Genomic DNA, 26,696 nt, shown 5'->3' with positions numbered 1-26,696 from the left:
CTATTATTAATGTTAATTAGTGGGTATATGGCGAATGATTTTTAAAATTCCATTTGGAATTTCTTTATTTCTTTCATATTCCTCAAGAATTTTAGGCAGAAGATCCCTTAATCTGCGTTTCAAAACCTTACCGGTTACGCCAATGGGAATCTGATCGAAACTATTAACAACAATAACAATATATTCTCCAATAGCATTCCCTATTTCATTATTTTCCTGCATGAGATGAAGCGTTTTGTCTGTAACAAGATCGACATCCTCCGTTAATTTCTTACTCAATAGAACCAATGCGACTAATGTTATTTTTTCATTTTCAGCACAGGGTAAATTCAATCCTATAATTGTTGCATCATAGACACTTTCGATTGTCTGTATCGTCTCTTCCAGTTGCAGGGTATACAACGAGCCGTCAGGGGTATGAACAACATCAACCACACGATCAATTTGATAAAAAACATTGTCTTTGCAATATCCGACATCTCCGGTCAAGAAATACCCATTTCGCCATGCATCGGCGGTTTTTTGGTTCTGCTTCCAATAGCCAGAAGTAATTGTTGGTGAACAGACAGCGAGCGCTCCAACAAGTCCTGGCGACACTTCATCACCAGAAGTCATGTCCAATATTTTGGCTGTAACGATATCAACGGGACGCCCAATTGAACGAGATGGTGCAATTCGATCTGCCGTGGATACACTTTGAAACAGAGCCATACCAAGCTCTGAACTTCCAAATGCATCGATAAAACGTGCGCCCGGCGAACCCGCCAGTAAACGGCTAATGTGACTCTGATGGGCTGCATCACCCATGCTAAACCATCGCCGTATTGACGGGAATTCAGCATACGATACCTCGCGCTCCAGTAAAGAAACGTAGCTTTTGGGAAACGCAACAACCGTTGTAGGAGAAAAATCTTTTATCGCTTTCCTTACCGGTTCGCCCTCCTGGCTACTGAGTACATAAGTTGGGAGACCGTGCAATATCGCTGTTTCAAGATGACTAATAGCAGAGGAGTGAGACTGCGGCAAAACGGTCAGCAAACGCTCATCTGGTGATTCGACAAAACGCCCAAGTCTGGCGCGTTTTCCCATAAAGAATTGACGATGTTCAAATTTTACTGCCTTGGGTATGCCCGTCGTACCAGAAGTATGGCTCAACATAAGTAATGTTGTATCCACCGGAATATACGGCCACCAGGAAGGCAAGTTATATTCCACCTCGGTATTGAAATTTGAAACATTGAGAATTTCACATATATCACCGGCATTCCGTAAACTCTTTATCAGTGAATTATTATTAAAAGAAGATTCATCGGTGACGAGTGTATTAAAACCGTTCTCTTTGATGTAAGCGATGCCGGTATCCGACGGCATCGCCGGATTAATTAACGCAATTGTTGCGCCAATACTCGTGATGGCAATGTAATGCAGAAATGGACTAATTCCATCTTGCACACAAACAGCAACCACATCCCCGGTTTTAATCCCATTAGCTAAATACCAGCCCGCAAGCTCACGTCTAATATTTGCCAAGGTAGCTAAGCTGAATTGTTGGATATTACGTTGACTGGCAATAGTTATAGGTGTATCTGTAAAAATAAAATCCACAGTCGGGGTACGACTTAGCGATAAACAGCGGTCGAGAAAATTACCGCTACCTAACATGTTATCATTACGCAAACAGACTAAATCACGTTCAGATAAAAGAGTCGTTACGTTTGGAGCTATCCCGATACTACTTTGATATATCTCATTTAGCATCGCCATCCGAACACGTATTACTTCTTCACCAAAAGCCATAACTTCTGCTTTTCCGCGAGGATTTCCTTCAATCATGCGATCAATAATTTTCCTCATCACTATGGCATGCTCTTCATCCTCCTCAACATGGATTTTGAAGAAATGCAATGCGTCATCAGGCGCTTTCATTGCTCGCAATGCATCTAAAATTGGGCCATAAATTAAAGGCACGATCGCCTCAGCACCCAGGCACAGCGCAGCGAGTCCCTTTAAAGAATTATTACTCCGGCAATGGTCAAACATAGTGTTAATCAATTGCTGAGTGCTGCTAAGAATCGGGTGACTTTTAGGAACCGCATTAATTGCCGCCATCGCCTTTTTATATAATTCTACGTGAGATATCTTTGCAGCATCAGTTCCTGTTAGCTCTTCCAGCAAATTATGAGAAAGAAGCGTAAAATCATTTTGATCAACTAAGTTTCCCATCAACGAACACAGATATCTGGTGAAATATTGTGAATAGTACTGGTGCTGGATCATGAATTTTCTTAGTAAATTCTGGTTGGCTTTTCCAGAACGGCAAGCCGCCAAAAATACATTGGTATTAATTTCTTCCAATACATCTTTAGAAAAAATGTCTTCCCATAATGGTGATAAAGAATAACCTGTTGCTTTTTTAGGTTCGTTTTGAGTATTGATAACGAGTTCCATGATAAACCCTTTTAGTCATATTCAACTGCGTGAAATCTATGATATACAGGCTTTTATTAAGCCAAAGATATTGACTCTGAATTTATACATTCATATAAATGGTGAAGCAGGGATTGTGGGTTGAGATTTTGAAAAATATTTCTGCCAACACATAATCCGCAAGCTCCAGACGAAATAGCGGCTTTGGTATTATTAATCAGTATTTCGTCAGACGTTTTTTCTCCCCCGGCGAAGAAAATCTTAATATCAGAACCATGAAGATCTACGATTTCTGAAATAGCGGATTCAGAGTCAGGGAAACCTATTTTTATTGCATCAGATCCCAGTTCAGTGACAATCCTTATAAGATGGTGCAGCCTTTCCATCTTTATTTCTGACGATTTGGAAACAACTTTGTCATATAGCATTGTGAGTACAGGAAGCCCCGCTTCATGCGCGATGTCTGTGACAGATCCCAATATAGATAAATTATGTTCGAAATTTGTTTCAGTGAAATTTACCTGTATAGAAACAGCATCCACACCAAGTTGAAGAGCAGCTTCTATGCTCGCCACTAATATTTTAGTATCCGGTGATTCTGATATCGTTGGCATGCCGCTCATATGAAGAATAATACCTGTCGATGGGCGCAACATTCCACGCAGAATGAGTTTTTCCAATATCCCCTTATGGGCCAGAACAGCGCTCACATAGTTGCTATTGATCCACGATTCAACTGCATAAACACTTTGTAAACCAGAGATTGGCCCCATAGTTAACCCGTGATCAATCGGCACTATTAATCCTCGGCTTGATTTGGGAAATAACAATCTGCTTTCTCTTAATTTTCTTCCGATGTATCCCATAATCATCACCTACTTTTCAATAATAGATTCATTAATTTTAATGCCAACATGACGACCAGGCTCTGTAATATAACCAAGCACCTTGTCTCCAGGTTTAAGTTCAGAGATGTTTAAAGGTTTTGCTTCGCTAGAAAAAATTCTCACATGCCAATCATCTTGCATCAAAACATTCACCCGTTTATTCCCTGGAAATTCTGCTTCAATTAACCGAAGAGGGCGTTGTTCTATTTTTACGCGACCAACCGTTATATGCCGTACTTCACCCTTTGAGTTGACCGCCATGACTGATGAGCCGGCTTTTAATTCACTCATATAATCTGTTCGGTTATTAAAGTTATATACATAGGCGTGTATTGCGCCAGCATTAATACGGAATGGTCTCAGTTCCATATAGGGCAAAAAGAATACTTCCGGGCAGCACAACAGGGCGCCTTGAGAAGTACTACCTACCAGCATGCCTTCGTTCTCGCTGAATAACGTGGATGTATCAATACAAGCCCGATATCCCATACCGACAGGACGACTTTCTGTAATGATTCCGACTTGTAGTTGCAGTGATTCTTTTCTGTTATATGATAAACGATCGATAAAGTCGCTCATGACATCATGTTTATTGGGTGAGAAAATAACGCCTTCCGCGCCATATTCCATAACGCCATAAGAGACGATTGCATCATCGACATCATCAGGATCGCTAATTTCTTTTAATAAAATAGTTCCGGTAGACTGTAATGATGCAATGACCAGCTCAAGAGGAATATTGGTTGGATCACGAAAAAGAATCCAAAGAAAATTGAATTCCATTCCTTCATTGATTGTTTTAAGAAGACTATCTTGATCATCAACATAACTTTCATAACAAGTCGCAATAGACTCTGCTTTAAGTTTCTTCAAAGTGGCTATGTCATTGGAACAAATACATTTATTTGAGTTTGTATTAGAAGGTTTAAATAAAGCGAAATGTTCGCTCTCTTTAAATTTATTAAGTTCTTCATGGGTTCTCACTTTCAGAACTATTTGCATTCTTTTGGGTATTGCATTAATGAAAGTTGAGATATTATCTGGATATAAAACTATACCACTATAAAGAGAATTTATGACCCTGATGAAAATACTATCGTCTGGCCTCTGGGCTGACAATTTTGCAGTGTCAAACCAAATTATTGGCCCATTTAAATCTTCACGCTTAGAATTATACTCTTTGCCTGGACTGTTTAATCTTATAGATGCTCTTTTAGCGATTATTTCAGACGTCTCAAAATTTCCAGATGCGATACTAACTGCCTCTTTGGGTACGCTAACGATATTTTTGCTCATATTAAAAATCCCCTGTGAAATACAAGATAATTTCTTCAAATAGTAATTTTTAAATGAATGACAATAAGTTGTTGTCATATCTTCGGTTTTTCTTGTGTCGATAAACACCCAAACTTTAAATTTTTTATTTAATAATATTAAAATGGTGTGTGATAATATCCTCCTGAAAGTGTTTTTTTATTATTTTTCCAATGTGAGGAAATGTGCGGGGGAATTTCACCCTGTTTACAAAGGTAATAGAGAGTGTCGGCATTTCTCCTGATGATAAAAGAAATTTCTTAAATTACAGAATAATGAATATTCAGTAATGTTATTATTATAAATTATTTTAGTTTCATTATTATTCGCTTCTGTAAAAAAGCGATCATTTATTAATATACTCAGAGAATAGAAAAACCATTTATATCCGTCCTCTTTTAAGTTGCCTCTTTGTTGGCTGCACTCACTTCGGTCACATCGTTAGCTATGCTCCCGGGAATTCGTTCCTTTGCCGTCGCGATGCATTTTGAAATCCATTGGGTATACTGTAAATCAATTATTTTTCTATTTACTTTCACTGTGAGATTTTACTTTACCCAATAAAATAAACACTAACATTGCGGTAATCGCTGCCGCTACTGCAAGTGCAACGAATTGATATCGAAATGCTTCTTCGTATACTTTATGCAGCAATGATTGATCTAATGAAGGGAAAATGGCAACCGCATTACTTAGATCGCTCATTGCAAGCCGTGTGGATATTTCAGATAAAATATCAGCCGGAATAGCGCTTAATGTACTTAAACCTGAAGATATACGCGCAGAGAGAATAGCGCCTACCACCGCCAATGCGATCCCATCTCCTGCTAAACGGACAGCATTGAAAATTCCAGTCGCCATACCCGCTCGCTCTTTAGGAACGACACTCACCGCCAAACCGTCCATCAATCCCCAAGGCAGGCCAATCCCAATTCCGATAACCAACATTGGCCATAATCTTTCCGCCGTTGTCGCGCCGGAAATCCCATAACCTAGCCAGAATAAGCCGCCAGCGGCGATGATAAGCCCCATACCTGAAATAACGCCGACATTAATCCAGCGAGCTAATTGACCGGCAATAAAGGGGACTATTAGTAAAGGTGCGGACAAGGTGATCATCATTTGGCCTGCTTCAAATGCGCTGTACCCTTCGACACCAATAAAACGTGCCGGCAATATAACGAGCAAGACAACGTAAGCATACGCTGGCGCGATAGCAAGAAGTTGCACACCGACAAAGCGCGCATTGGCAAATAACGAGAGATCTAACATAGGTCTTGAACGCTGTCGTTCAATAATAATAAATATGATGAAAATAATAATGGAACATATCAGTGTCGCCAGTACCGTACTGTCTCCCCATCCTTTTTCAGGCGCCAGAATGATTCCATAAGTAAAAGCGGCTAAAGATGAGGTAAATGTTATTGCGCCGGGCCAATCTAGCCCTTCTGCGTCGGGATCACGCGTTTCTCGTGCATAAATACTCACCAATATACTGGCAACTAATGCCACCAAAGCAGGTAGCCAAAAAACCCAAGGCCATCCTAACGAGTCAATTAGCAGTCCTGCCAAAAAGGGACCAAAAGCTGCTCCGGCCCCAAATGTTGTGCCAATCAGGCTGAAAATGCGTGTACGTTGATGACCATCAAATTCTTGAGTCAATGCTGCCATTGAACCGGCAAAGGCCGCCGCTGCTCCCAATCCCTGTATAAGCCGTAAAATATCAACCCAAAAAACGGACGGCATATAAGGTATCGCCGCAGTAACAACAGCAAAGAGAAATAAACCGAATAGCCAGAGTTTCTTGCGTCCGTGAGTGTCGGCTAAGCTACCCGCAGCCATTGTTGCACTGCCGTAAGTAAGAATATAAGCATTAATTATCCAACTGAGTTCTACTGCGCTTCCACCAAGCGCTTTGTTGATTGAAGGCACCACGACCGCAGGTCCTGCAATGCTCAAAGGAATAACAGCGGCGGTAAGACAGGCAGTCAAGACCAGCGGTGCTTTATTTGCGCTTGATCCTATATTTATTTGAGATTTCATCACCATTTCGATTTTCTGCCCTGAGTACGTGTGGCTTGTCGCTGTATAGCAGCTAGAGCAAGATGTATTTTATTTCATACTACAGATTCACTAATGGCAGATAAATAGGCCTATAATCATTTCTGAAGTGACTATTTTGTCATTAATTGTGATCTAAAAAAGCCCAGGAAACCCAGATGAATAGTTTGAGTAGATTCATGATTTTCATTCGTGTAGCCGAAGCTCGTAGCTTCACAGCCGTAGCCAATCAACTTGGGCTATCCCCTTCGTCCATCAGTAAAAGCATCTCCCGGTTAGAAGAGAAATTGGGGGTACGTCTGCTCCAACGCAGCACTCGTAGCGTCAGTTTAACGTCGGAAGGCACTCTATTCCTTGAACGTTGCAAACGTATCTTGGACGAAATCACCTCGGCAGAAAACGAATTATTGAGTTCTATCTCTGCGCCTCAAGGCCGTTTGCGGGTGAGTCTGCCACTAGTCAGCAGCCTGATGCTACCCGTATTGTCAGCCTTTACTGTGCGTTATCCACAAATAGAATTGGATTTGGACTTTAGTGATCGACTCGTTGATGTCATTGATGAAGGGTTTGATGCTGTGGTGCGAACGGGAGAACTCAATGATTCACGCTTGATGAACAAACGTATCGGATCTAGCCGTTTTTTATACGTTGGCGCTCCCAGTTACTTTGCACAACATGGTAAGCCATCACAACCGAAAGACTTACTCCATCATGCATGCTTAATGCACCGGTTTCCAACGACAAATCTTTTGGAGAAATGGCCGCTATGCTTAGGAGAATCTGGAGTAGATATACATCTTCAAGCAAAGATGACCTGCAATCATATCGAAACACTACTTTACATGGCGCTTCAAGGCCACGGCATCGCCTGTTTGCCTGATTTTACTGTTAAGCAAGCATTAGCTGACGGTACGTTATTGACCGTATTGGATAAATGGTCTGATACGTCGAGTACTTTCCGTGTTCTATGGCCGTCTAACCGCTGGGTCCTACCTAAAGTTAAAGTTTTTGTCGATTTCATGGTAGATAACTTATTCCCACAAGAGCGATAGAAATATTGATCAAAAATTTAATCCACATCGCCTTTAATTTCGCTCGATAGTTTGCTTAAAAAGTCAATCAAATATTGGGCGTTCGATTGTGCGAGCTTCTTGCCCTCTGTGGTGTTCATTTTTCCAGGGAGCTTAAGTAGCTTTGTCTGAAAGTGATCGATTGTATAGGATTTGTCATCCAAAGGGCGATTAAGTGCAAAGGGATCATCATGATGAAAAAGCCCTTGGCCGAGCATACCCGCGATATAAAATACTCTGGCGAGTCCAATAGCGCCTAATGCATCCAATCGGTCTGCATCCTGGAGTATTTTGGCTTCTATGGTTTCTGGAGTTAAGTTTGCACTGTAGCTATGGGTTAGAATTGCGTGTTCTACCGAACTATAAAGTTCTTTTGGGAATGCTGGAAATTCTGTAGACAGAATCCTGATGGCTTCCTGTGCTGCAAGTTTTGAGGACTGTTTTTTCTCTGGATGATTCTTTGGTAATGACACGATGTCATGTAAATAACTTGAGGCAATGATAACTAAAGGATCACCTCCTTCTTTCTCCATGATTCTTTTCGCGTTATTTGCAACACGGATCAGATGCCCAATATCATGAGCGTTATCATTAGAGTTTACGAGTCGATGTTTTAAAAACTCTTTCAGACGTTCTTCTAAAATATTAGCTTTCATTATTTTCACCTACTTGAAGGTGTAATATGTCTTCTGTTATCTGTTAGTATAGTTGAAATGCAGTAGAAAAATAACTAAATATTAGTATCTAAGGCGTTAACGGGAATTTATTAACCGTTGTAGGTTGGATGTTATTAAGTTAATTATTCTTGCACGATTGTTTAATGGTTATTTGAAAATAAATTGCTATCTCCATAGAGGAATGACTCGTAATTTAGACATGAGCTTATTTACTTAGATTTATCTTTGAAACATTACTTCGCTGCTTATCTATAGATGTGAATATATATAGCAGATTGGTTGTCTGCGGATCATAACCACCACACTTTAATTGCGCTTACCTGATAATTATTTCTTAATTGTTGATTATTTTGCCATTCCAAGATTAGATTATCTATTGCAGATTATCTTTGTAATTTTATGTGATTTACATCACATTTATCATTTTTTTATTGCTTTTTTCTGTAGATATTTGTGATGTCAATAGCTTGTTCATTCCAATGACTGAGTATAATCAGCGCCGACTCATCGTCAGTGAACGATTTACGTTCAACTGACATATTTAATTTATTATTAAGTGAACAGGGATTCTTCCAATGCAACTCCTTATGAGCCTGGTCGGGATGGCAGTGCTGATCTTGATCGCAGTACTCTTTTCCAGTAATTATCGTGCTATTAAACTTCGTACTGTCCTTGGGGCCTTTTTGATTCAGGTCGCTATCGGTGCTTTCGTACTTTATGTTCCCGCAGGTAAGAAAATATTAATGGGTATGTCTGAGGGAGTTTCCAGTGTTATCCAGTATGGTCAACAAGGAATGGATTTCATTTTTGGTGGATTAGTTTCCCCCAAAATGTTTGAACTGTTTGGCGGCGGGGGATTTGTTTTCGCCCTGCGTGTACTGCCTATTATTGTTTTCTTCTCTTCATTGATTGCTGTGTTGTACTACATCGGTGTTATGCAGCTAGTGATCAAAATATTGGGTGGCGGTCTGCAAAAAATTCTCGGCACTTCACGTACAGAATCTTTGTCTGCGACAGCGAATATTTTCGTGGGTCAAACTGAGGCGCCGCTGGTTGTTCGCCCTTATATTGCTACCATGACCCAATCTGAACTGTTTGCGGTCATGTGTGGCGGCTTGGCATCTGTTGCGGGTTCGGTACTGGCTGGCTATGCATCAATGGGTGTTCCTTTGGAATATCTGATCGCGGCTTCCTTTATGGCGGCGCCAGGCGGCCTGTTGTTCGCTAAATTGATGGTGCCTGAAACTGAAAAAACGTCTGATACTGTTGATGCAATGTCACTGGTTGCGGCAGAGGATCGTCCTGCTAACATCATTGATGCAGCCGCGTCTGGCGCCGCTTCTGGTATGCAATTAGCGTTGAACGTCGGTGCAATGTTATTGGCGTTTGTGGCCCTGATTGCATTGTTAAATGGTATTCTCGGTGGTATCGGTGGTTGGTTCAAATATCCACAACTTTCTCTTGAACTGATGTTGGGCTGGGTTTGTGCGCCGATTGCTTACCTGATTGGCGTTCCGTGGAATGAAGCAACAGTTGCGGGTTCTTTCATCGGTCAAAAACTGGTTGTGAATGAATTTGTTGCCTTTATGAATTTCGGTGAGTATTTGAAACCGGATGATGAGGTTGCGGCTGCGGGCTTGCAGGTGTTGTCAGGTCACACCAAAGCGATTATCTCCTTCGCATTGTGCGGTTTTGCTAACCTTTCTTCCGTCGCTATCCTGCTAGGTGGTCTGGGCGGTATGGCGCCTAACCGTCGTGGGGATGTTGCTCGTTTGGGGATGAAAGCCGTTATGGCGGGCACACTATCTAACTTAATGAGTGCAACTATCGCCGGTTTCTTCCTGGCTCTGTAACGTTGTTGAAATAGGCAGGTGGGATAATCCCGCCTGCAATCTGTTTTCCTACCGGTTGATCCTTAATTCGTGAGTTATATTTTTTGTCGTGTATTATTTGATGATAAGCAAGTTGGATTTGCCGGTAAATCCCACGATAAATATAGTTTTATGTGATAAGAATCACATTTGAAATTATTATCTTGCAAATTACATGTAATTAGTGTGATTTTTGGCACAATTTTTTGAACGTTGAAATGTTCAAATATAAGATATGCCGAATTTCAAGGATCAAGGCGAGGCTCGCATTAAGGACCATAAGCCGGAGAGAGCATAGTGCGGTGAAAAGGAATTCAATCGTCGCTGTAGGCATACTATTGCGACATCTTCAGGGAACCAAGTCCGCTCGCCAACAAACAATCGTTTAACAGCAGTGTGGCTCTAGCAGAAGCGAGCCGCGATAATAACGTTGGAGAGTTTTATGACCGATTTAACCGCAGCAGCGCAGCGTGCGCTGAGTTTGATGGATTTAACGACACTCAATGATAATGATACAGATGAAAAAGTGACGGCGCTTTGTCATCAGGCGAAAAGCCTGGCGGGTAATACCGCGGCTATCTGCATCTACCCTCGTTTTATTCCTCTGGCGCGTAAGGTATTACGTGAACAGGGCACACCTGAAATCCGCATTGCAACAGTGACAAACTTCCCACACGGTAATGACGATATTGACATCGCTTTAGCTGAAACTCGTGCTGCTATCGCTTATGGCGCTGATGAGGTCGATGTGGTTTTCCCCTACCGTGCATTGATGGCCGGTAATGAACAAGTTGGTTTTGACATGGTGAAAGCGTGTAAAGCCGCCTGCGCAGAAGCGGGAGTGTTGCTAAAAGTCATTATCGAAACCGGCGAGCTGAAAGAAGAATCTCTGATCCGTAAGGCGTCTGAAATTTCAATCAACGCGGGTGCTGATTTTATCAAAACATCTACGGGTAAAGTGCCGGTTAACGCGACATTGACAAGCGCTGAAATCATGATGAAGGTGATTCATGAGATGGGAGCGGGTGAAACGGTTGGTTTCAAACCCGCTGGCGGCGTGCGTACCGCTGAAGAGGCCGCACAATATCTGGCGCTAGCTGATCATATCATGGGTGACAACTGGGCTGATGCCCGTCATTTTCGTTTTGGGGCTTCCAGCTTGTTGGGCAGTTTGCTAACTACTCTGGGCCATCAGAATCAAGAACAAAGCAGCAATTACTAGAGAATCGAGCGCTGCATTAGCCAGTGCGTAACGGCTGAATTTTTCCCGATTTTAATCACAATTAGGAGAATGCTTTGTTTCTGGCACAGGAAATTATCCGTAAAAAACGTGATGGGTACCCATTGAGTGAAGAAGAGATCCGCTTCTTCATCAATGGCGTGCGTGATAATACCGTTTCCGAAGGACAAATTGCTGCACTGGCGATGGTTATCCACTTCCAGGATATGGTGATGGAAGAACGTGTCGCCCTGACGTTGGCTATGCGCGACTCCGGGACAGTATTGAACTGGCAAAGCCTGAATCTGAACGGCCCGATTGTGGATAAACACTCAACCGGCGGGGTAGGTGATGTGACTTCCCTGATGCTTGGCCCGATGGTGGCGGCTTGTGGTGGTTATGTTCCGATGATTTCCGGCCGTGGTTTAGGCCATACCGGGGGGACGCTGGACAAACTGGAAGCGATTCCGGGATTTGATATTTTTCCTGATGAGCAACGTTTCCGTGACATTATTCAGGATGTTGGCGTGGCGATTATCGGTCAGACTCATTCGCTGGCGCCGGCAGACAAACGCTTCTATGCAACCCGCGATATTACCGCGACGGTGGATTCTATCCCTTTGATCACCGCCTCTATCCTTGGCAAAAAACTGGCTGAGGGCTTGGATGCATTGGTAATGGATGTCAAAGTTGGCTCTGGTGCGTTTATGTCAACGTATGAAGCGTCACAACAACTGGCGGAATCAATTGTTAGCGTGGCTAATGGGGCAGGTTGTAAAACTACCGCATTGTTGACGGATATGAATCAGGTTCTGGCATCCAGTGCGGGTAATGCGCTTGAAGTTCGTGAAGCTGTTCGATTTCTGACGGGGGAAAATCGTAATCCACGTTTACTCGAAGTGACAATGGCACTGTGTGTTGAAATGTTGGTATCCGGTCATTTGGCAACCGACTGTAAAGACGCACGCAATAAACTCCAGTCTGTCTTAGATAACGGTAAAGCAGCCGAAATCTTTGGTCGCATGGTTGCTGCACAACAAGGTCCGACGGATTTTGTTGAGCGTTATGACAATTACTTACCAACCGCTGTTTTCAGCAAACCCGTATTGGCTGAACAGCATGGATTTATTACGCATATGGATACCCGTGCTCTAGGAATGTCTGTAGTTTCCCTTGGTGGAGGGCGCCGTAAGGCAACAGATCGCATTGATTATAGTGTGGGGCTGAGCAATATCGTTGCTCTGGGTTCAGAAGTTAATGTAGGTACACCCTTAGCTATTATTCATGCTAACAATGAGCATGAATGGCAGGAAGCGGCAAAGGCAGTACGTAAAGCTATCGTTCTGGGTACAGAAGCCAAACCAGCCGCACCGATGGTTTATCGCCAAATTAGCGAATAATAACCATACTTATTATTAGATAATAGTGGCATTTTCGCATTGTTAGCGTGATTTGACGCAGGAGAAAATTATGAAACGTACATTCATCATGGTATTGGATTCTTTTGGCATTGGAGCCAGTGAAGATGCCGAAAAATTTGGTGATAAAGGATCTAACACCTTGGGGCACATTGCGGAAGCCTGTGCCCGTGGTGATGCTGATGTCGGTCGCAAAGGGCCTCTGTATTTGCCGAACTTAAGCCGCTTAGGTTTGGGTAAAGCGACTGAGGAGTCTTGTGGAACTTTCCCTGTCGGTTTGGATAAAGACGCGGACATTATTGGCGCTTACGCTTACGCCAGTGAACTCTCTTCCGGCAAAGATACACCGTCAGGTCACTGGGAAATTGCCGGTGTCCCGGTGCTGTTTGATTGGGGTTACTTCAAAGACGAAGAAAACAGCTTTCCGCAGGCATTGTTGGATAAACTGGTAGAACGCGCAAATCTGCCAGGTTATCTCGGTAACTGCCACTCTTCGGGGACAGTTATTCTGGATAAATTGGGTGAAGAGCATATGAAAACGGGTAAACCAATTTTCTACACCTCTGCTGACTCGGTATTCCAGATTGCTTGTCACGAAGAGACGTTCGGTTTAGATCGTCTGTACGAGCTGTGCGAAATCGCCCGTGAAGAATTGACTGATGGCGGTTATAACATTGGTCGGGTTATTGCGCGCCCATTTATTGGAGACAAGGCGAGTAATTTCCAGCGTACTGGTAATCGCCATGACTTAGCTGTAGAACCGCCTGCTCCTACCATGCTGAAAAAATTGGTCGATGAAAAAAATGGCGAAGTCGTTTCTATCGGTAAAATTGCCGATATCTATGCGAATGTCGGCATTACGCAAAAAGTAAAAGCGACCGGCATTGATGCACTGTTTGATGCAACGCTGGTGGAAATGGAAAAAGCGGGTGACGACACCATCGTATTCACTAACTTTGTCGATTTTGACTCTTCTTATGGTCATCGTCGTGATGTTCCGGGTTATGCGGCGGCATTAGAACTGTTTGACCGCCGTCTGCCTGAAATGTTGAAACTGGTGAAAGATGATGACATTTTAATCCTGACTGCCGACCACGGTTGTGATCCAACGTGGTCTGGTACTGACCATACTCGTGAGCACATTCCGGTGCTGATTTATGGACCAAAAGTACAACCTGGTTCATTGGGGCATCGTGAAACTTTTGCTGATATTGGGCAGACAGTTGCTAAATATTTTGCACTGTCGCCAATGGAATATGGCGAATCAATGCTCTGAGCCTACTTATTGGCTGCTTTTGGGCAGCCATATATTACAAAAATAACCATTAAATAAAAAAATAAGGAATTTAATTATGGCCACGCCTCATATTAATGCTGAGATGGGTGATTTTGCCGACGTTGTTCTGATGCCTGGCGATCCATTACGTGCGAAATATATTGCTGAAACTTTTCTGGAAAATGTGCGGCAGGTAAACGATGTACGCGGTATGTTAGGGTTTACCGGTACTTATAAAGGCCGCCCGATTTCTGTGATGGGGCATGGTATGGGTATCCCATCCTGTTCTATCTATGCGAAAGAGCTGATCACCGATTTCGGCGTTAAAGTCCTTATCCGTGTAGGTTCCTGTGGTTCAATACGTCACGATGTTAAATTACGTGATGTGGTTATTGGCATGGGGGCATGTACTGATTCCAAAGTTAACCGTATACGTTTTAAAGATCACGATTTTGCGGCGATTGCTGATTTTGATCTGGTCCGTAACGCTGTTGATGCCGCTAAAGCAAAAAACATTAATGCGCATGTAGGCAACCTCTTCTCTATTGAACTATTTTATACGCCTGATCAACAAATGTACGATGTGATGGAAAAATACGGTATTCTGGGTGTAGAAATGGAAGCGGCTGGTATCTATAGTGTTGCTGCTGAATATGGCGTGAAAGCGCTGACTATCTGTACCGTTTCTGATCATATTCGTACTGGTGAACAAGTTATCGCAGAAGAACGCCGGACGACTTTCAATGAAATGATTGAAATCGCCCTAGAATCTGTTCTGTTGGGCGATAAATAACTCTGGTTCTACATTTGTTTTTGATTGTATAAAAAGAGCCGCTTTTTATTTAAATGCCAGCCGGTTGAAAAAATTGGCTGGCACTGCTCTTTTATTGAGTGGCTTTTTCCAACGCCTGAGCTAAATCAGCGATGAGATCCTCTGCATCCTCTATACCCACAGAAATACGTACCAACTGTGGTGTGATCCCAGAAGCAAGACGTTTTTCTAATGGAATAGAAGCGTGAGTCATACTAAATGGTTGCCCGATCAGACTCTCCACCCCGCCCAGACTTTCTGCCAGTGTAAATAGCTTTAGCTCTTGAATTAACCGGCGGGCATAATCATCATCACCTTTTAAGTGAACAGAAATCATACCGCCAAAGCCCTTCATTTGACGTTTCGCCAGTTCATGCTGTGGATGGGAAGCGAGGCCGGGATAGAAGACGGTTTCGATCTGAGGCTGTTGTTCCAGCCAGTGCGCGATTTTTTCTGCATTATCGATGTGGCGCTGCATACGCAGAGCAAGTGTCCGCATTCCACGCAGCACCAGAAAACTACTAAAGGGATCGAGCACGCCACCCACAGAGTTTTGCAGAAAACCCAGTTTTTCGGCCAGTTCTGCATTTTTTCCGACCACTGCCAGCCCTGCGATCACATCAGAATGACCATTGAGATACTTAGTGGCGGAGTGCACAACAATATCAAATCCCAGATCAAGTGGGCGCTGGAGATACGGTGAAGCGAAAGTGTTATCTGCCACACTAATAATACCGTGCCGTTGCGCTATTTGTGCGATAGCCGCCAGATCGGCCAGTTTCAGCAAAGGATTGGTGGGCGTCTCCACCCAAATCATTTTTGTGTCGGGACGAATGGCTGCTTCAAGGCCGGCAATGTCATTGGCTTCCACATAAGTGACACGCAAACCGGCGGTGCGGCTACGTACTCTTTCGAGTAGCCGATAGGTGCCGCCGTACAGATCATCAACGGCCACCAAATGGCTATCCTTATCTAAGAGTTCCAGCACCGTAGAACTGGCAGCCAGCCCTGAACTAAAAGCGTAACCTCGGCTACCGTTTTCCAATTCGGCTATCGCGCTTTCCAGAGCATCACGTGTCGGATTGCCGCTGCGGGAATATTCATAACCAGTATGCTGGCCGGGGGCTGATTGGGCGTAAGTCGATGTTGCATAAATTGCCGGCATTATTGCGCCAGTGTGATCCGGTGTATAGCCAGCGTGAACAGTTTTAGTATCAAACTTGATCATAAAGTCATTCCTAAAAAATCAATTAAGTTGCTGACGCCATGCGTTCAGCACATCTGTGCGAGTTACCAGCCCAAGAAAACGGCCATTATCGACGATCAGCGCCACATGTCCGGCATCGAAAGTTGCCATCAATTGTTGCAAAGAAGCGTTTCTATCCAGCGTTTTCACCTGATGAGTCATGGCGTGACTAGCGGGTAGGCTAAAATTGCGTGGATCAGCCTGCACGGTGTGCATCAAATCCCACTCATCAATAATGCCGACCACTTGCTCCCCTTTCAGCACCGGTAATTGCGAAATTTCATACAAGCGCATGCGGGTATGTGCGGTTTTTAACGTATCTTCCGGCGATATAAAAACCGTAGCGCCATCCTGATAACGGTAAGTAATATAATCGCTGAGATCGTGCTGTGGCACACGCGATTGGAATCCCTGTTCCAGCATCCAATAATCGTTAAACATTTTTGACAGATACTTATTTCCACTGTCACAGGCTAGCGTAACCACACGTTTGGGGGTAGTTTGCGCACGGCAGTAGCGCAATGCGGCGGCGAGCAAAGTTCCGCTGGAAGAGCCTGCCAGCACACCTTCCTTTAGCAACAGATCACGGGCACTGGAAAAAGCTTCTGCATCACTGACACGGTATGCGTGGTGTACCCGACTAAAATCGCCCAGAGGTGGGACAAAATCTTCGCCGATGCCTTCCACCTGCCAACTCCCGGCTTCGCCATATTTGCCGCGTTCGATATAGTCCACCAAGATAGAACCATTTGGGTCTGCCAGAACAAACTCAGTTTCCGGCGAAACTTGAGCGAAATAGTGGCTCAAGCCGCCAAGCGTACCGCCGGACCCAACACCAATCACTACTGCATCGACATTGTGGTCCATTTGCTGCCAGATTTCCGGCCCGGTAGTGGTCGTGTGCGCTGCGGAGTTAGCCGGATTGTTGAACTGATCGATGTAAAAAGCACCGGGGATCTCCTGCGCCAGACGTAGGGCATAGTCTTGATAATACTCTGGATGACCTTTACTGACATCCGAGCGTGTAAGACGCACATCGGTACCCAATGCACGTAGATGAAACACCTTCTCCCGGCTCATCTTATCTGGGACGACCAGAATCAATTTATAACCTTTCAAGGCGGCGACCAGAGCTAATCCGATGCCGGTATTACCAGCCGTGGCTTCGATAATTGTGCCGCCAGGTTGAAGTAATCCCTGTTCTTCCGCCTGCTCAATCATAGAAAGAGCGACGCGATCTTTAATAGAGCCGCCGGGATTTTGATTCTCCAGCTTAATAAATAATTGGCATGGACCGGTATTCAGATGCGTTAACTCCAGCAACGGGGTATTGCCAATCATATCGAGAACAGAGCGTGATGTGGTCATATCATATCCAGATAATCCGTTGTATTCAGACAGTTATGGAGGATAACTCTGTATATGTATTTGTTTGAAAGAATGAATAGCAACCATATATAGCCAAAAGGAATATATTAGTTTTATTTTAGATGTGAAGAAGTATAGACGTTTAGATTTCCTGATTTATTAAAGCGTGAGGTAAATAAAATCATTTAAATTACAGGCACTATGATTTTTATCGACAATTTATACATTGATAACTTAGTTATTAATCTAATAAGTATTCCGGTTTATAAAATATCCCATGAACGAGATGACGGCTATTTTCATCTTATTTACTTTTAGACTCTGTTATGATTTTAAAATAACATCCTCCTGTTTTCTTCTGCTCTCTGTCTTCTCTCTTCTGTCCTCTGTTTTTGCTCTGGCAAATCATATGCATTTTGTGTAGAGTTTGATCGTGCAAAAATAAAACAAAAGAGATTTTATGAATGAGGTGGTCTGAAACCTTAAAAGAAAAACTTTTTGATATCGCTTATAAGAAATTGGAGTTATTTAAAGAGTTAGATAATGCTATTGATGAACATGCTCGAATTTTGGAAGATATTAGACAAGATCTTAAACATGATAAAGCGACAACTACTGCGATTATGTTTGAGCTTGCAAAGATGGGATTTCTATATCAAAGGAGTAGAGATAAGGCACGCAAAGTCGCTTTGCCGATGAGAGACAAAACAGCATCTAAAGATGATTTCACATTGCGTGTATCTTATAAAGCGCTGAAAAAGGAAGAGAGGGAGGTATTTTTAAAAGTTAATCAGCTTTTTGAGGCGGGGTGGTTGGTAAATGATGTTGTTGCTCACTTTTCCTTGCAATTAAATCGATCGAAAAGAAACATTATACAAGAATTGTATCGCCAAAAATTGATTATTCTTTTGGATGGAAAATATCAGCCATATAGCGTAAGCCGTAAGTCAGAACAACTTGGCCTTGCTAATTATTTAGCGACTAAGATGGCCCCACAGCCGGTTAAAGATGAAATTAACACATTGAGAGCTAGATTATCTGAACTCTATAGCGTATATCAAAATAATAGTCCGAAACTGGTATTTTCAAATGACGGAACGGGTTTTGGTAAGAGTTATGGCGTACTTAGCCGTTACATTGAATCAGTTGCTATTAATGTGAAAAACAGTGATTTTACCAATTTTCTATTTATTACTCCCCAGAAAGCACAGATTGATTTTGACAAGAAGCTGATTGAAAAGGCGAAGAAAAAAGGTATTGAATTTCTTGGCCTTTATGGTCAGGAAGATCTGAGAGACTTGAACTTTGCAAACTGGGTCGAAGATTGCAACGGAGAAATTATTGAGAATAGAAAACGTTATTTAACATGGGAAAAAAGAGCGAAAAAATCACCTCTGGCATCGCAAGCCAATAATTTAGCTGTTATTGTTAGAATGATAGATAATATTGAAAGTCAAATTTTAAGACAAAAACGGCAGGTTGATGAATTTGATTTTATTCAGGATTACGAAGAGCAGCTTAAAAAGTATAAATCTAATTTAACGAGGGCGCTTGATGAGTTATCTGAGGCTGCTTTAAACCGACAAGAGTTGGCAGTTAATCTACCTGCTATTATGCGAGCAGATAACAAGATTGAGCAGTTGCGTAAAGAAATTATCTTTCATTGTATACCTATGGCAGCCGCGATGGTTTCGCCTTGTATTCTGCTGGCAACAACGAGCAAATTTGATAGACCGATTAAAATGCCACGGATAAATAAGGCAGGAAAATATATTTTAAAATCGATGCCTTTTGATTACTTAATTGGTGGGAAAAAGAAACTCACAGACAGTGTATTAAGTGCTTTTTTAGAATCCCCGATTGCAGAACAAATTGAATATTTAAAGACCGCGTTTTTTAAGATCGACGACGAAAACTATTTTAGAAAACACAATATCAGTTTTACATTAGTGATTGATGAAGAACATGAGGCTTATCAAGTTTTTTCAATGTCGCGTAGTGTGAATTTAATTGATAACAAAGTACAACTTGTTCATGTTTTTGCGGTAACTTACCGTCTATTACAACAAGTAAAAGATATTGATGTTGCTAAGATGCCATATTTACCTTTTCTCTCTGAGAAAAATGAATTTATTCATGATATCAAGGAGTATTTGGAAAAGAATTGTGAACTATCTTTAGAAGGCACTATTGAACAAAACTTGGAGTCTTTACTTAAACTTTTTTCCGGCAATATCGATTTTGTTCAAATTAAGAGTGATGATATTGAACAAGTCATTAATATTACAAGAAATGTATTTAGTTTTTCTCCCAAACGTTTTTTTAATGAAGAATCACTCAAGAAGGTGAAAATTGAATTTGTACATAGAGGGAGTGGTTGTCAGTTATATTACTCTACGGATAGTCGAGATAAAAACCCTTCTCTGCATGATACTTATCAACTTGCGATGGTCGTATTGGCTGCTGCTGCAAAGATTTCCAGTCGCTCACAATTTGCTAAATCACTTAAGCAGGCGGGGGATAGTAGCCAAAACTTTTTGATGTATAAGTTTATCCAGAAGGCAGGAAAAATCAGGAATGAACTGAAACAAATGTTTGATCATCCTGCGTCGGAAGAAATGTTGATTTCTTACTTCTATACATATTTTCAATCTAAAACAGTATTTACCATAGAGCGGATGAAAGAGTTAGAGTTTCAAGACGAGACATTAAGTAATCTCACGTATATAAATTTTACTCTTGATCTTATTAAAGAGCAGCCCGAAGTGGCTTTACTCCGTAGTCTCTATAATACAAGGAATAGCGTAATTTGTCTCAGTGCGACAACAGGTTTTGCTGAAACCTATTCAGGGCAATATAATCGTAATTTCTTACGGCGATTTTGCTCTGGTAAACCAAATAACTTAGATATCCAAATCATTGAGCGAAGTGGTACTGATATTGCCTTATTGACTTCTCTGCGGGATAAACGAGCGGAACTGAGAACTATTGACTTTGGTGTATTTAATTCAGATCTTCCTTTATTTGATTTTTGCAAAGATTTTGATGAGAGTTTCAAAATAAAATTTGATTTTCTTAGGAACGAGCTTTACGGTTTAGATAAAAAATTTAAAAATAGCTTAAATAACTACCAAAAAATAGAGTTCGAACGTCAGCTTTGTTCTATGCTCCTTGCGGCTTATCAAGGTAAGCATACGATGAGTTTGGCATTGAGTAATCGTTTTCAGCGTAAATTGAGAAGATATTTTTCCAGCTCAGAAATAAAGATTAAGAATATCAAAAAGATTCATGATTCATGGAAAATATTTGAGTATTTTCCTTTTTCAAATAAATCTAAAATCCGCGTAATTTTATTTGATGCGGAATTACGTAAAGAGTGTAATATTAGAGACTTCACCCACATAAAGGATGAAAATACGAAAGTTGTATTACTCTCCTCTTATAAAAGTGCCGGTACAGGGTTAAATTATTTTCTTACTTATCCGGGAGAAGAGGGGGATTTATTTGAGGAAGATTTTGAGCGTTTAGTATTAACAAGTGCGCCATTTTGGAGTTCAATCATTAAGGATGAAAAAACCAATGATAGGACACTTCACTCGTTGCAAAACTATCTGCTGTTAATGAAACAATGTTCTGATTCAGATGAAGAAAAATTTCTAAAGGATTTTGATGTCAATTTATCAAGTGGCGAAGATTACCAGTTCTTAATGCGTGAGCATATGATTGCTAGACTAAAAGATTTAATGCAAGCTATTGGTCGTGTTGAGCGTAAAGATACGAAGATGAACACAGAGATATTCATCCCGGATAATGCTGTAGAGGATGGAATAGTTCTGTTTAATCAATTTACTCGGATTAAAAAAAATCGTCCAATATTAGAGAGTATGTCTTTACTAAATCATCATTTTATGCAGCTATGCGAAAAAGAAAGAAGGATGTGTAGTTTTAAATCGTGTGAAGAGAGGGAATCATTTGAGAAAAAAATAGCTCGAAATTCGGCTTTACTTAGAGAGTTTTTTGAAGATTTTGTTCCAGAGGTGCTCTCAGTTGCAAGGAAAGATAATGTTGAAGCGATTATATTCAATGAACAGCTTAGATCTATTGAAAGTTTGATATCGCCATCAAACTATGTAAGAAAACTGAAATCAAACCCTCATGTTCAAAAATACCAGGCAATGATGGATGCGGTTGATGCATTATATATTGATATATCTACCACTCCACAGTTGAAATTAAGTATTAAAAATCTTGAAGATGGGATAGTAACGTTAACTGATATTGAGCATGGTTATTCAATATATCATCCTAAAGAATGGATATTTTCAGGTATTGGTAATCGAGTTAGTGGTAGAAAAGATGAGTATGTCACACATCTTTTAAAAGAAATTGCAATGCTAAACAAGAATGTGTTTAAAGATTGCCTTCCACATCCCTTTTTTATTCCATTGCTCAAAGGGAATATTGGTGAGTATTTATTTACCCTACTTCTGGCTAGATTACCTAATTGTCAACCAATAGAACCTGAATTATTGAGTGAAAAAATAGGAAAAAAAGCCTATGAGTTGTTTGACTTTTATATTGAAGTGGATAAGCATTTAATTTGTGTTGACACAAAAAATTGGTCATCTACTTTAGATAAAAGATACCAATCTTTAAAAACACATGATAATGCTCAAAGAAAAGTTGGAACTATTTTAAGTTATATTGATAATAAATATGAATCGGTTAAATTCGTATATTTAAATACTCGTATGGAAAATAACCCATTAAATCTTGAACAAGAAGTATCTCCAGATAGTAAAATTTATTATCTTAACTTATTTAAAGAATACTTTGGGTATGGAAACAAAAAGCAAGATTATGATCAGGATTTTCGTATAGGTTCAGGAAGTGAGTTAGTTAAAGAAGTTCGTATTAATAAACAGATATTAAATTTATTGCAAGGTGGTTGATGATGATAAAATTAGTTGATATTGCTAAGGATTGTTCTAGCGTTTCTCCTGTAGCTAAAACTAATATTTTAGACATTAGAGGGAGTATTTTGGGTAATATAGAAAAGCTATTTGAAGTAGATGATGGTAGTGGATTATATATTACTCACGGCCAAAAGAGCTTTGTTAAAGAAGAGGGGGAGAGCGACAAAGATTTCTATGCTAAAGTAGATCAAGAAATACAAAAAATCATAAGGAAAAAACTAAATTTAAATCTATCAAAAAAAGTGTTTTACGATAGTTTTTGGCATAATAAAGCAGTTCACTTTTTTTATCTTTCCGACCAGGAATATGACATAAAAGGGTTTATTGATAAATTTGAAGAAAATAGCAATTTTTTATGTAATGTTTTTTCTGTGATTGTGGGATTGCATATTAAAAGAATTTTTCTTAGAGAGCTTGAAGAGAATTATGAAATAGAACCTGTATTTTATAATTCACGAATTTATTTATCAGCAGAAAAACGTGGTAATATAATTGATACTTTTTATCCGCGTTTTCATTTCATTCATCAAAAAGAGTTAGTCATAAATTTACATAGAAAGGTTTTTAGAATTGAAAAAAAAGTGGATTCATTCAATACAGAAGAAACTCAATTATTATTTAGAACTAAAGAAAATAATTTTCAGATCACAGATAATATTAATACCAATGAATACTCTAAGAAAAAATTTATGCGATTCATGAAAGGATATCGAAATAGTAAAAATTATGTTCAGAACTTGATTATACAAAAAATAAAAGAACTATTAAATCACGCAGAGATTTCTTTTAATGAAAGATATTTTAAAGCTGATTATATATTTCATGACTTTATTACTGTTAATAAAAATTTATCACATCCTATGGTATTAATAGATGCTCGAATTCCAAAGCATTCTGCTGATAGTAAATCTAAAATGTTTTTGGAAAAAGAGATTAAGGAAATATTTGAACTAAAAGAATTAACTTATTCCTCTGCTAAAGATTTTAATGCATTGGATAAAAATAAAAACTATTTGGTTCTCAATTCATTGGATGATGGATCTAAAACCAGTATATTAGTCGAAGGTGAAATTAAAAACACGACATGGGATGCATTTAAACCTATGAGAGAAAAGGGAATAGATAATGTTGAAGCGGATTACTATACGAAATTGAAATCTAATAGATTTAAAGCACAAGATGAAACGGTTATTCAGGGTATAGATTTAGATAATAATATTGTGGAAAACGATAAGAAAACTGGATTGGAAAAATTAAGCGACAAAATACTTATAAAAATCCAAAAGATCAAGAGTGAACTTTGGCTAAAAGAGAAAGTTTTCAAAGAGAAAAAAATTGAAAATATTGACCTTCCAGACTTAAAGATAACGCTTGTATATATTAGGATTCCAGAGGGGTTTAAGAAAAGTAAGAAAATACTTGCATCAATAGTTGATATTGATATTCATAATAAAACGATTTTTATTAATAAGCACTCACTTGTAGAGAGTCAATCGGACCTTGAAGAAAAATGCGAATTTATGAAAAAAATACCAAAACTTTATAATGAATCTTTTTATTTATTTGATAATGTTGAGGAAATATGTCTTAGTCGATATAACTCGAATAGAATTCCCAGAATCATCGGTAATCAGAAAATAGATAATATTGAATATGCCTTGGAAGATGAAAGTTTAGTAAATAGAGTATGTAATCCGATTGAAACAGTTTTACCCTATTACTTAGCGCCTAAACAGAATAGTCAGTATGAACATATTTATCTTCAACCGAGGGGAGATGACTTATTGTATTTCGTATCACCATGTAATTCACCTAATCAAACGATTGCAAAAGAGAACTTAATTTACAATATTCTGACTATCGATAAAGAGGGTAAACAGATAAATGCTATGGAACAAAATATCACATCTATTTTCCTACGTTCTTTTACCAACGATATATTAAAGTTAAGGGAAGTTAGTAAAAGCTCTTTATTTGAGAAAATAGCTAAGATATACATTGAAAACTAGGTGGAAATTAAAAAGTTTTCTCCGAAAGAACGGAAGGATTACAGCGGCGGGCACCGAGGCTATGCTAAAGTCACGGTGCCATGCCTGCTAATCCTCCCAGAGATTGATGACGTTCGCGAAATCACGTTAGTATCCAAGCAGAGAGTCTGTAATTTAATCAGATAATCTATTTTTCCCATAACCCCATTACCATATGGGGTTTTATTACTTTCAATGTAGTTAAACATATCTAATTGCTAAAAAATTCAATGTTTCACTTTTACCATGAAAGAAAATAATTTTCTTATTAAACAAAACCATTTCGCTATTATCTCTATAATAAATCACCTTACATAATATATATTTATCAGCGTGTCATTAGATTATAAATCCATATATATCAACAAATTAATTTTCTTTAACAAAACAACACGAAAGATAAAAGATATGAATTATACTTATCATTGTCATTAAGACACCAAGAAAGTTCAATCATACTTAATGGAGAGGACCTATGTTACTTGAAGAAATAATTAGAAAATCTGTCGCTACGAAGAGAATGATCGGCTTAGATAACATAGATAGTAATAATGCAGACATATCAGGAAAATGGGCTAACGAACTTGGTTCTACAATAGAAATTAAACAGCAAAATAAAAGCTCGTTTTTTACAGGTGAATATATTAGCGCTGTAAGCGCAGGGGGAGATTCAACGAGAGGAAGTATCACAGGGACTATATGTGGAAACCTCATTGTCTTTCTTGTCAATTGGGATGAATATGCTGCGATAACTTCATGGGTAGGTCAAATTGATATAAATTCACCTTTCATTGTAACAACAGAGCCAACAACGGCCAAAAATAGCTTTCCAGAAAAAATTACTACCTTATGGATGATGACCAGTAGACCTGAGTATATTAAAGACGAATGGGCATCAATAAACTCAGGAACTGATACGTTCCATAAAATAAATAAAACTTAATCTCCCCGCCACCGTGCGCTGAGGAAGATTCAGAAAAAATGAGACAGGCATAACGTTATGTGATCTACTGATGGTGCCAACAATTTCAGCGAGATCACTGCTATGCCTGTTCGTTACTGACCTGAGCGTCTTTGAGTGTGGCATCTCGGCCAGCGTTGAGGGTGACAGTTTGTCCTGCTTCCAGCGTAGTTTCGTTATGGCTGACGCCGTTGCCACTTTCACGGCCTTTGCCGTTTGGTGCTGGCGGGGATATTCAGGCCAGCGGTGATGTGGCATGACTTTACTCTTAAACTTAAGCGAATTTTTCCTGTACTTCTTCGTGGAGAACTTCCCCCTACTTGTTGGATGTCCAACTTTTGGGGGCAGTTCACTTGTGCTGGGATTTTTAAGTTAATAGTCGCATATATACAAAGATTAATCTTTTGGTAATCCTGCGGGGATTAAATACATTCTTTCAAACCATTCATAGCTGTAATCTAGCATATCTTTAATTGCATCGTCTGAAGCTAATTCATCATAACGCTTCTTGATATTTACAATTAGTTCAGTAGAGAAATGTGTTCTAAATGGTGTTTTACTATACATATCCAATCCTTCCATAGTAGCCTCTAATACTGGAGCTGACATATTTAGAACATTTTTTTGGACATATTCGAGACTATATTTTTTGTTTAAGTCAAATAAATGCGCAAGACATCTCGAATCTAAGTAAGTATCACCTATTTCAGATGACTCTAAAATAAGCCTACAGTATTGTTCACACAATGCCTTATCTGTGCACGATAACTCAGTAAGAGCCTCAGCAGCTTCATCATCAGGATTATCAAAGGAATTAATGTCCAAATAGCCATTTTGTATATAGTTATCTAGCTGTTCACGCAGTACTGCAATACTTTTTTCCATCATTATTACTCCTTGAATTTTCCTGTTGTTACAGTTGAAAGGCGTTTTGAACCATCAGGTAAAATCGTCCATACCGCATTTATACGGACAGAGTGACCATTGCCATTACGACCTTCTAATACAATAGAACTTCTACGGTTTTCGGCTGTAACTGATTTGGCTGAATCGAGTAATTTATCCATTATTAGTACATTATTTTCTT

At 40.0% G+C, this 26,696-nt stretch carries 18 protein-coding genes; 9 read left to right on the top strand and 9 right to left on the bottom strand.

The window, feature by feature from the left end; translation table 11 throughout:
- Positions 1–12: 12 nt before the first annotated feature.
- From TI10_RS08355 to TI10_RS08340, 4 genes are all read right to left on the bottom strand, one after another.
- A complete protein-coding gene (locus TI10_RS08355; protein WP_049582862.1) occupies positions 13–2,448 on the bottom strand; it encodes an AMP-binding protein in 2,436 nt (811 codons plus the stop codon).
- Positions 2,449–2,504: 56 nt separating this feature from the next.
- The gene (locus tag TI10_RS08350; RefSeq protein ID WP_162202246.1) at positions 2,505–3,224 is read right to left on the bottom strand and encodes a class I fructose-bisphosphate aldolase; all 720 of its coding nucleotides are present in this window, start codon (positions 3,222–3,224) and stop codon (positions 2,505–2,507) included.
- 78 nt (positions 3,225–3,302) lie between these two features.
- On the bottom strand, positions 3,303–4,610 hold the full coding sequence (locus TI10_RS08345) for a 3-dehydroquinate synthase II (RefSeq protein WP_074525065.1): 1,308 nt from the start codon (positions 4,608–4,610) through the stop codon (positions 3,303–3,305).
- A gap of 543 nt (positions 4,611–5,153) precedes the next feature.
- Positions 5,154–6,677: an MFS transporter gene (locus TI10_RS08340; protein WP_080985011.1), complete on the bottom strand. Its 1,524-nt coding sequence runs from the start codon at positions 6,675–6,677 to the stop codon at positions 5,154–5,156.
- Positions 6,678–6,847: 170 nt separating this feature from the next.
- On the opposite strand from TI10_RS08340, the gene TI10_RS08335 reads away from it, so the two are divergent.
- Positions 6,848–7,741 (top strand): LysR family transcriptional regulator, encoded by an 894-nt coding sequence (locus tag TI10_RS08335; RefSeq protein ID WP_049582860.1) that lies wholly within the window; start codon positions 6,848–6,850, stop codon positions 7,739–7,741.
- Positions 7,742–7,758: 17 nt separating this feature from the next.
- Here the strand turns inward: TI10_RS08335 and TI10_RS08330 are convergent, their stop codons facing one another.
- On the bottom strand, positions 7,759–8,415 hold the full coding sequence (locus TI10_RS08330; protein WP_049582859.1) for a phosphohydrolase: 657 nt from the start codon (positions 8,413–8,415) through the stop codon (positions 7,759–7,761).
- Positions 8,416–9,023: 608 nt separating this feature from the next.
- On the opposite strand from TI10_RS08330, the gene TI10_RS08325 reads away from it, so the two are divergent.
- The 5 genes from TI10_RS08325 (at position 9,024) to deoD (ending at position 15,013) form a co-directional block, all read left to right on the top strand.
- Positions 9,024–10,289: a NupC/NupG family nucleoside CNT transporter gene (locus TI10_RS08325; RefSeq protein WP_175445364.1), complete on the top strand. Its 1,266-nt coding sequence runs from the start codon at positions 9,024–9,026 to the stop codon at positions 10,287–10,289.
- 460 nt (positions 10,290–10,749) lie between these two features.
- Entirely contained in the window at positions 10,750–11,529 is a 780-nt protein-coding gene (deoC, locus tag TI10_RS08320; RefSeq protein ID WP_049582857.1) for a deoxyribose-phosphate aldolase, read from the top strand.
- 74 nt (positions 11,530–11,603) lie between these two features.
- Positions 11,604–12,926 carry a thymidine phosphorylase gene (gene deoA, locus TI10_RS08315; RefSeq protein WP_049582856.1) on the top strand — a complete coding sequence of 441 codons (1,323 nt, stop codon included), beginning with the start codon at positions 11,604–11,606 and terminating at the stop codon, positions 12,924–12,926.
- A 70-nt stretch (positions 12,927–12,996) separates the two neighbouring features.
- The gene (gene deoB / locus TI10_RS08310) at positions 12,997–14,220 is read left to right on the top strand and encodes a phosphopentomutase (RefSeq protein ID WP_049582855.1); all 1,224 of its coding nucleotides are present in this window, start codon (positions 12,997–12,999) and stop codon (positions 14,218–14,220) included.
- 76 nt (positions 14,221–14,296) lie between these two features.
- The gene (gene deoD, locus TI10_RS08305; RefSeq protein ID WP_049582854.1) at positions 14,297–15,013 is read left to right on the top strand and encodes a purine-nucleoside phosphorylase; all 717 of its coding nucleotides are present in this window, start codon (positions 14,297–14,299) and stop codon (positions 15,011–15,013) included.
- A 91-nt stretch (positions 15,014–15,104) separates the two neighbouring features.
- Here the strand turns inward: deoD and TI10_RS08300 are convergent, their stop codons facing one another.
- Together TI10_RS08300 and TI10_RS08295 are read right to left on the bottom strand one after the other, a co-directional pair.
- A complete protein-coding gene (locus TI10_RS08300) occupies positions 15,105–16,259 on the bottom strand; it encodes a trans-sulfuration enzyme family protein (protein ID WP_049582853.1) in 1,155 nt (384 codons plus the stop codon).
- A gap of 18 nt (positions 16,260–16,277) precedes the next feature.
- On the bottom strand, positions 16,278–17,645 hold the full coding sequence (locus TI10_RS08295) for a pyridoxal-phosphate dependent enzyme (protein ID WP_049582852.1): 1,368 nt from the start codon (positions 17,643–17,645) through the stop codon (positions 16,278–16,280).
- Positions 17,646–18,109: 464 nt separating this feature from the next.
- On the opposite strand from TI10_RS08295, the gene TI10_RS08290 reads away from it, so the two are divergent.
- The 3 genes from TI10_RS08290 (at position 18,110) to TI10_RS08280 (ending at position 25,591) form a co-directional block, all read left to right on the top strand.
- Positions 18,110–22,597 carry a hypothetical protein gene (locus tag TI10_RS08290; protein ID WP_049582851.1) on the top strand — a complete coding sequence of 1,496 codons (4,488 nt, stop codon included), beginning with the start codon at positions 18,110–18,112 and terminating at the stop codon, positions 22,595–22,597.
- Positions 22,597–24,630: a hypothetical protein gene (locus tag TI10_RS08285; RefSeq protein WP_155416470.1), complete on the top strand. Its 2,034-nt coding sequence runs from the start codon at positions 22,597–22,599 to the stop codon at positions 24,628–24,630. Before TI10_RS08290 ends, TI10_RS08285 begins: the two co-directional genes overlap by 1 nt.
- A 493-nt stretch (positions 24,631–25,123) precedes the next feature.
- Positions 25,124–25,591, top strand: a complete 468-nt coding sequence (locus TI10_RS08280) for an avidin/streptavidin family protein (RefSeq protein WP_049582849.1) — start codon at positions 25,124–25,126, stop codon at positions 25,589–25,591.
- A gap of 100 nt (positions 25,592–25,691) precedes the next feature.
- Here TI10_RS08280 and TI10_RS26605 read toward each other — a convergent pair whose 3' ends face one another.
- Positions 25,692–25,775: a hypothetical protein gene (locus tag TI10_RS26605; protein ID WP_367889023.1), complete on the bottom strand. Its 84-nt coding sequence runs from the start codon at positions 25,773–25,775 to the stop codon at positions 25,692–25,694.
- A gap of 230 nt (positions 25,776–26,005) precedes the next feature.
- Positions 26,006–26,497, bottom strand: a complete 492-nt coding sequence (locus TI10_RS08275) for a hypothetical protein (protein WP_049582848.1) — start codon at positions 26,495–26,497, stop codon at positions 26,006–26,008.
- Between the last annotated feature and the right edge of the window lie 199 nt (positions 26,498–26,696).

Source organism: Photorhabdus luminescens subsp. luminescens (assembly GCF_001083805.1).
GTDB lineage: Bacteria > Pseudomonadota > Gammaproteobacteria > Enterobacterales > Enterobacteriaceae > Photorhabdus > Photorhabdus luminescens.
The sequence above is the reverse complement of the archived record's forward strand: the minus strand, read 5'-3'. Positions and strand labels throughout refer to the sequence as shown.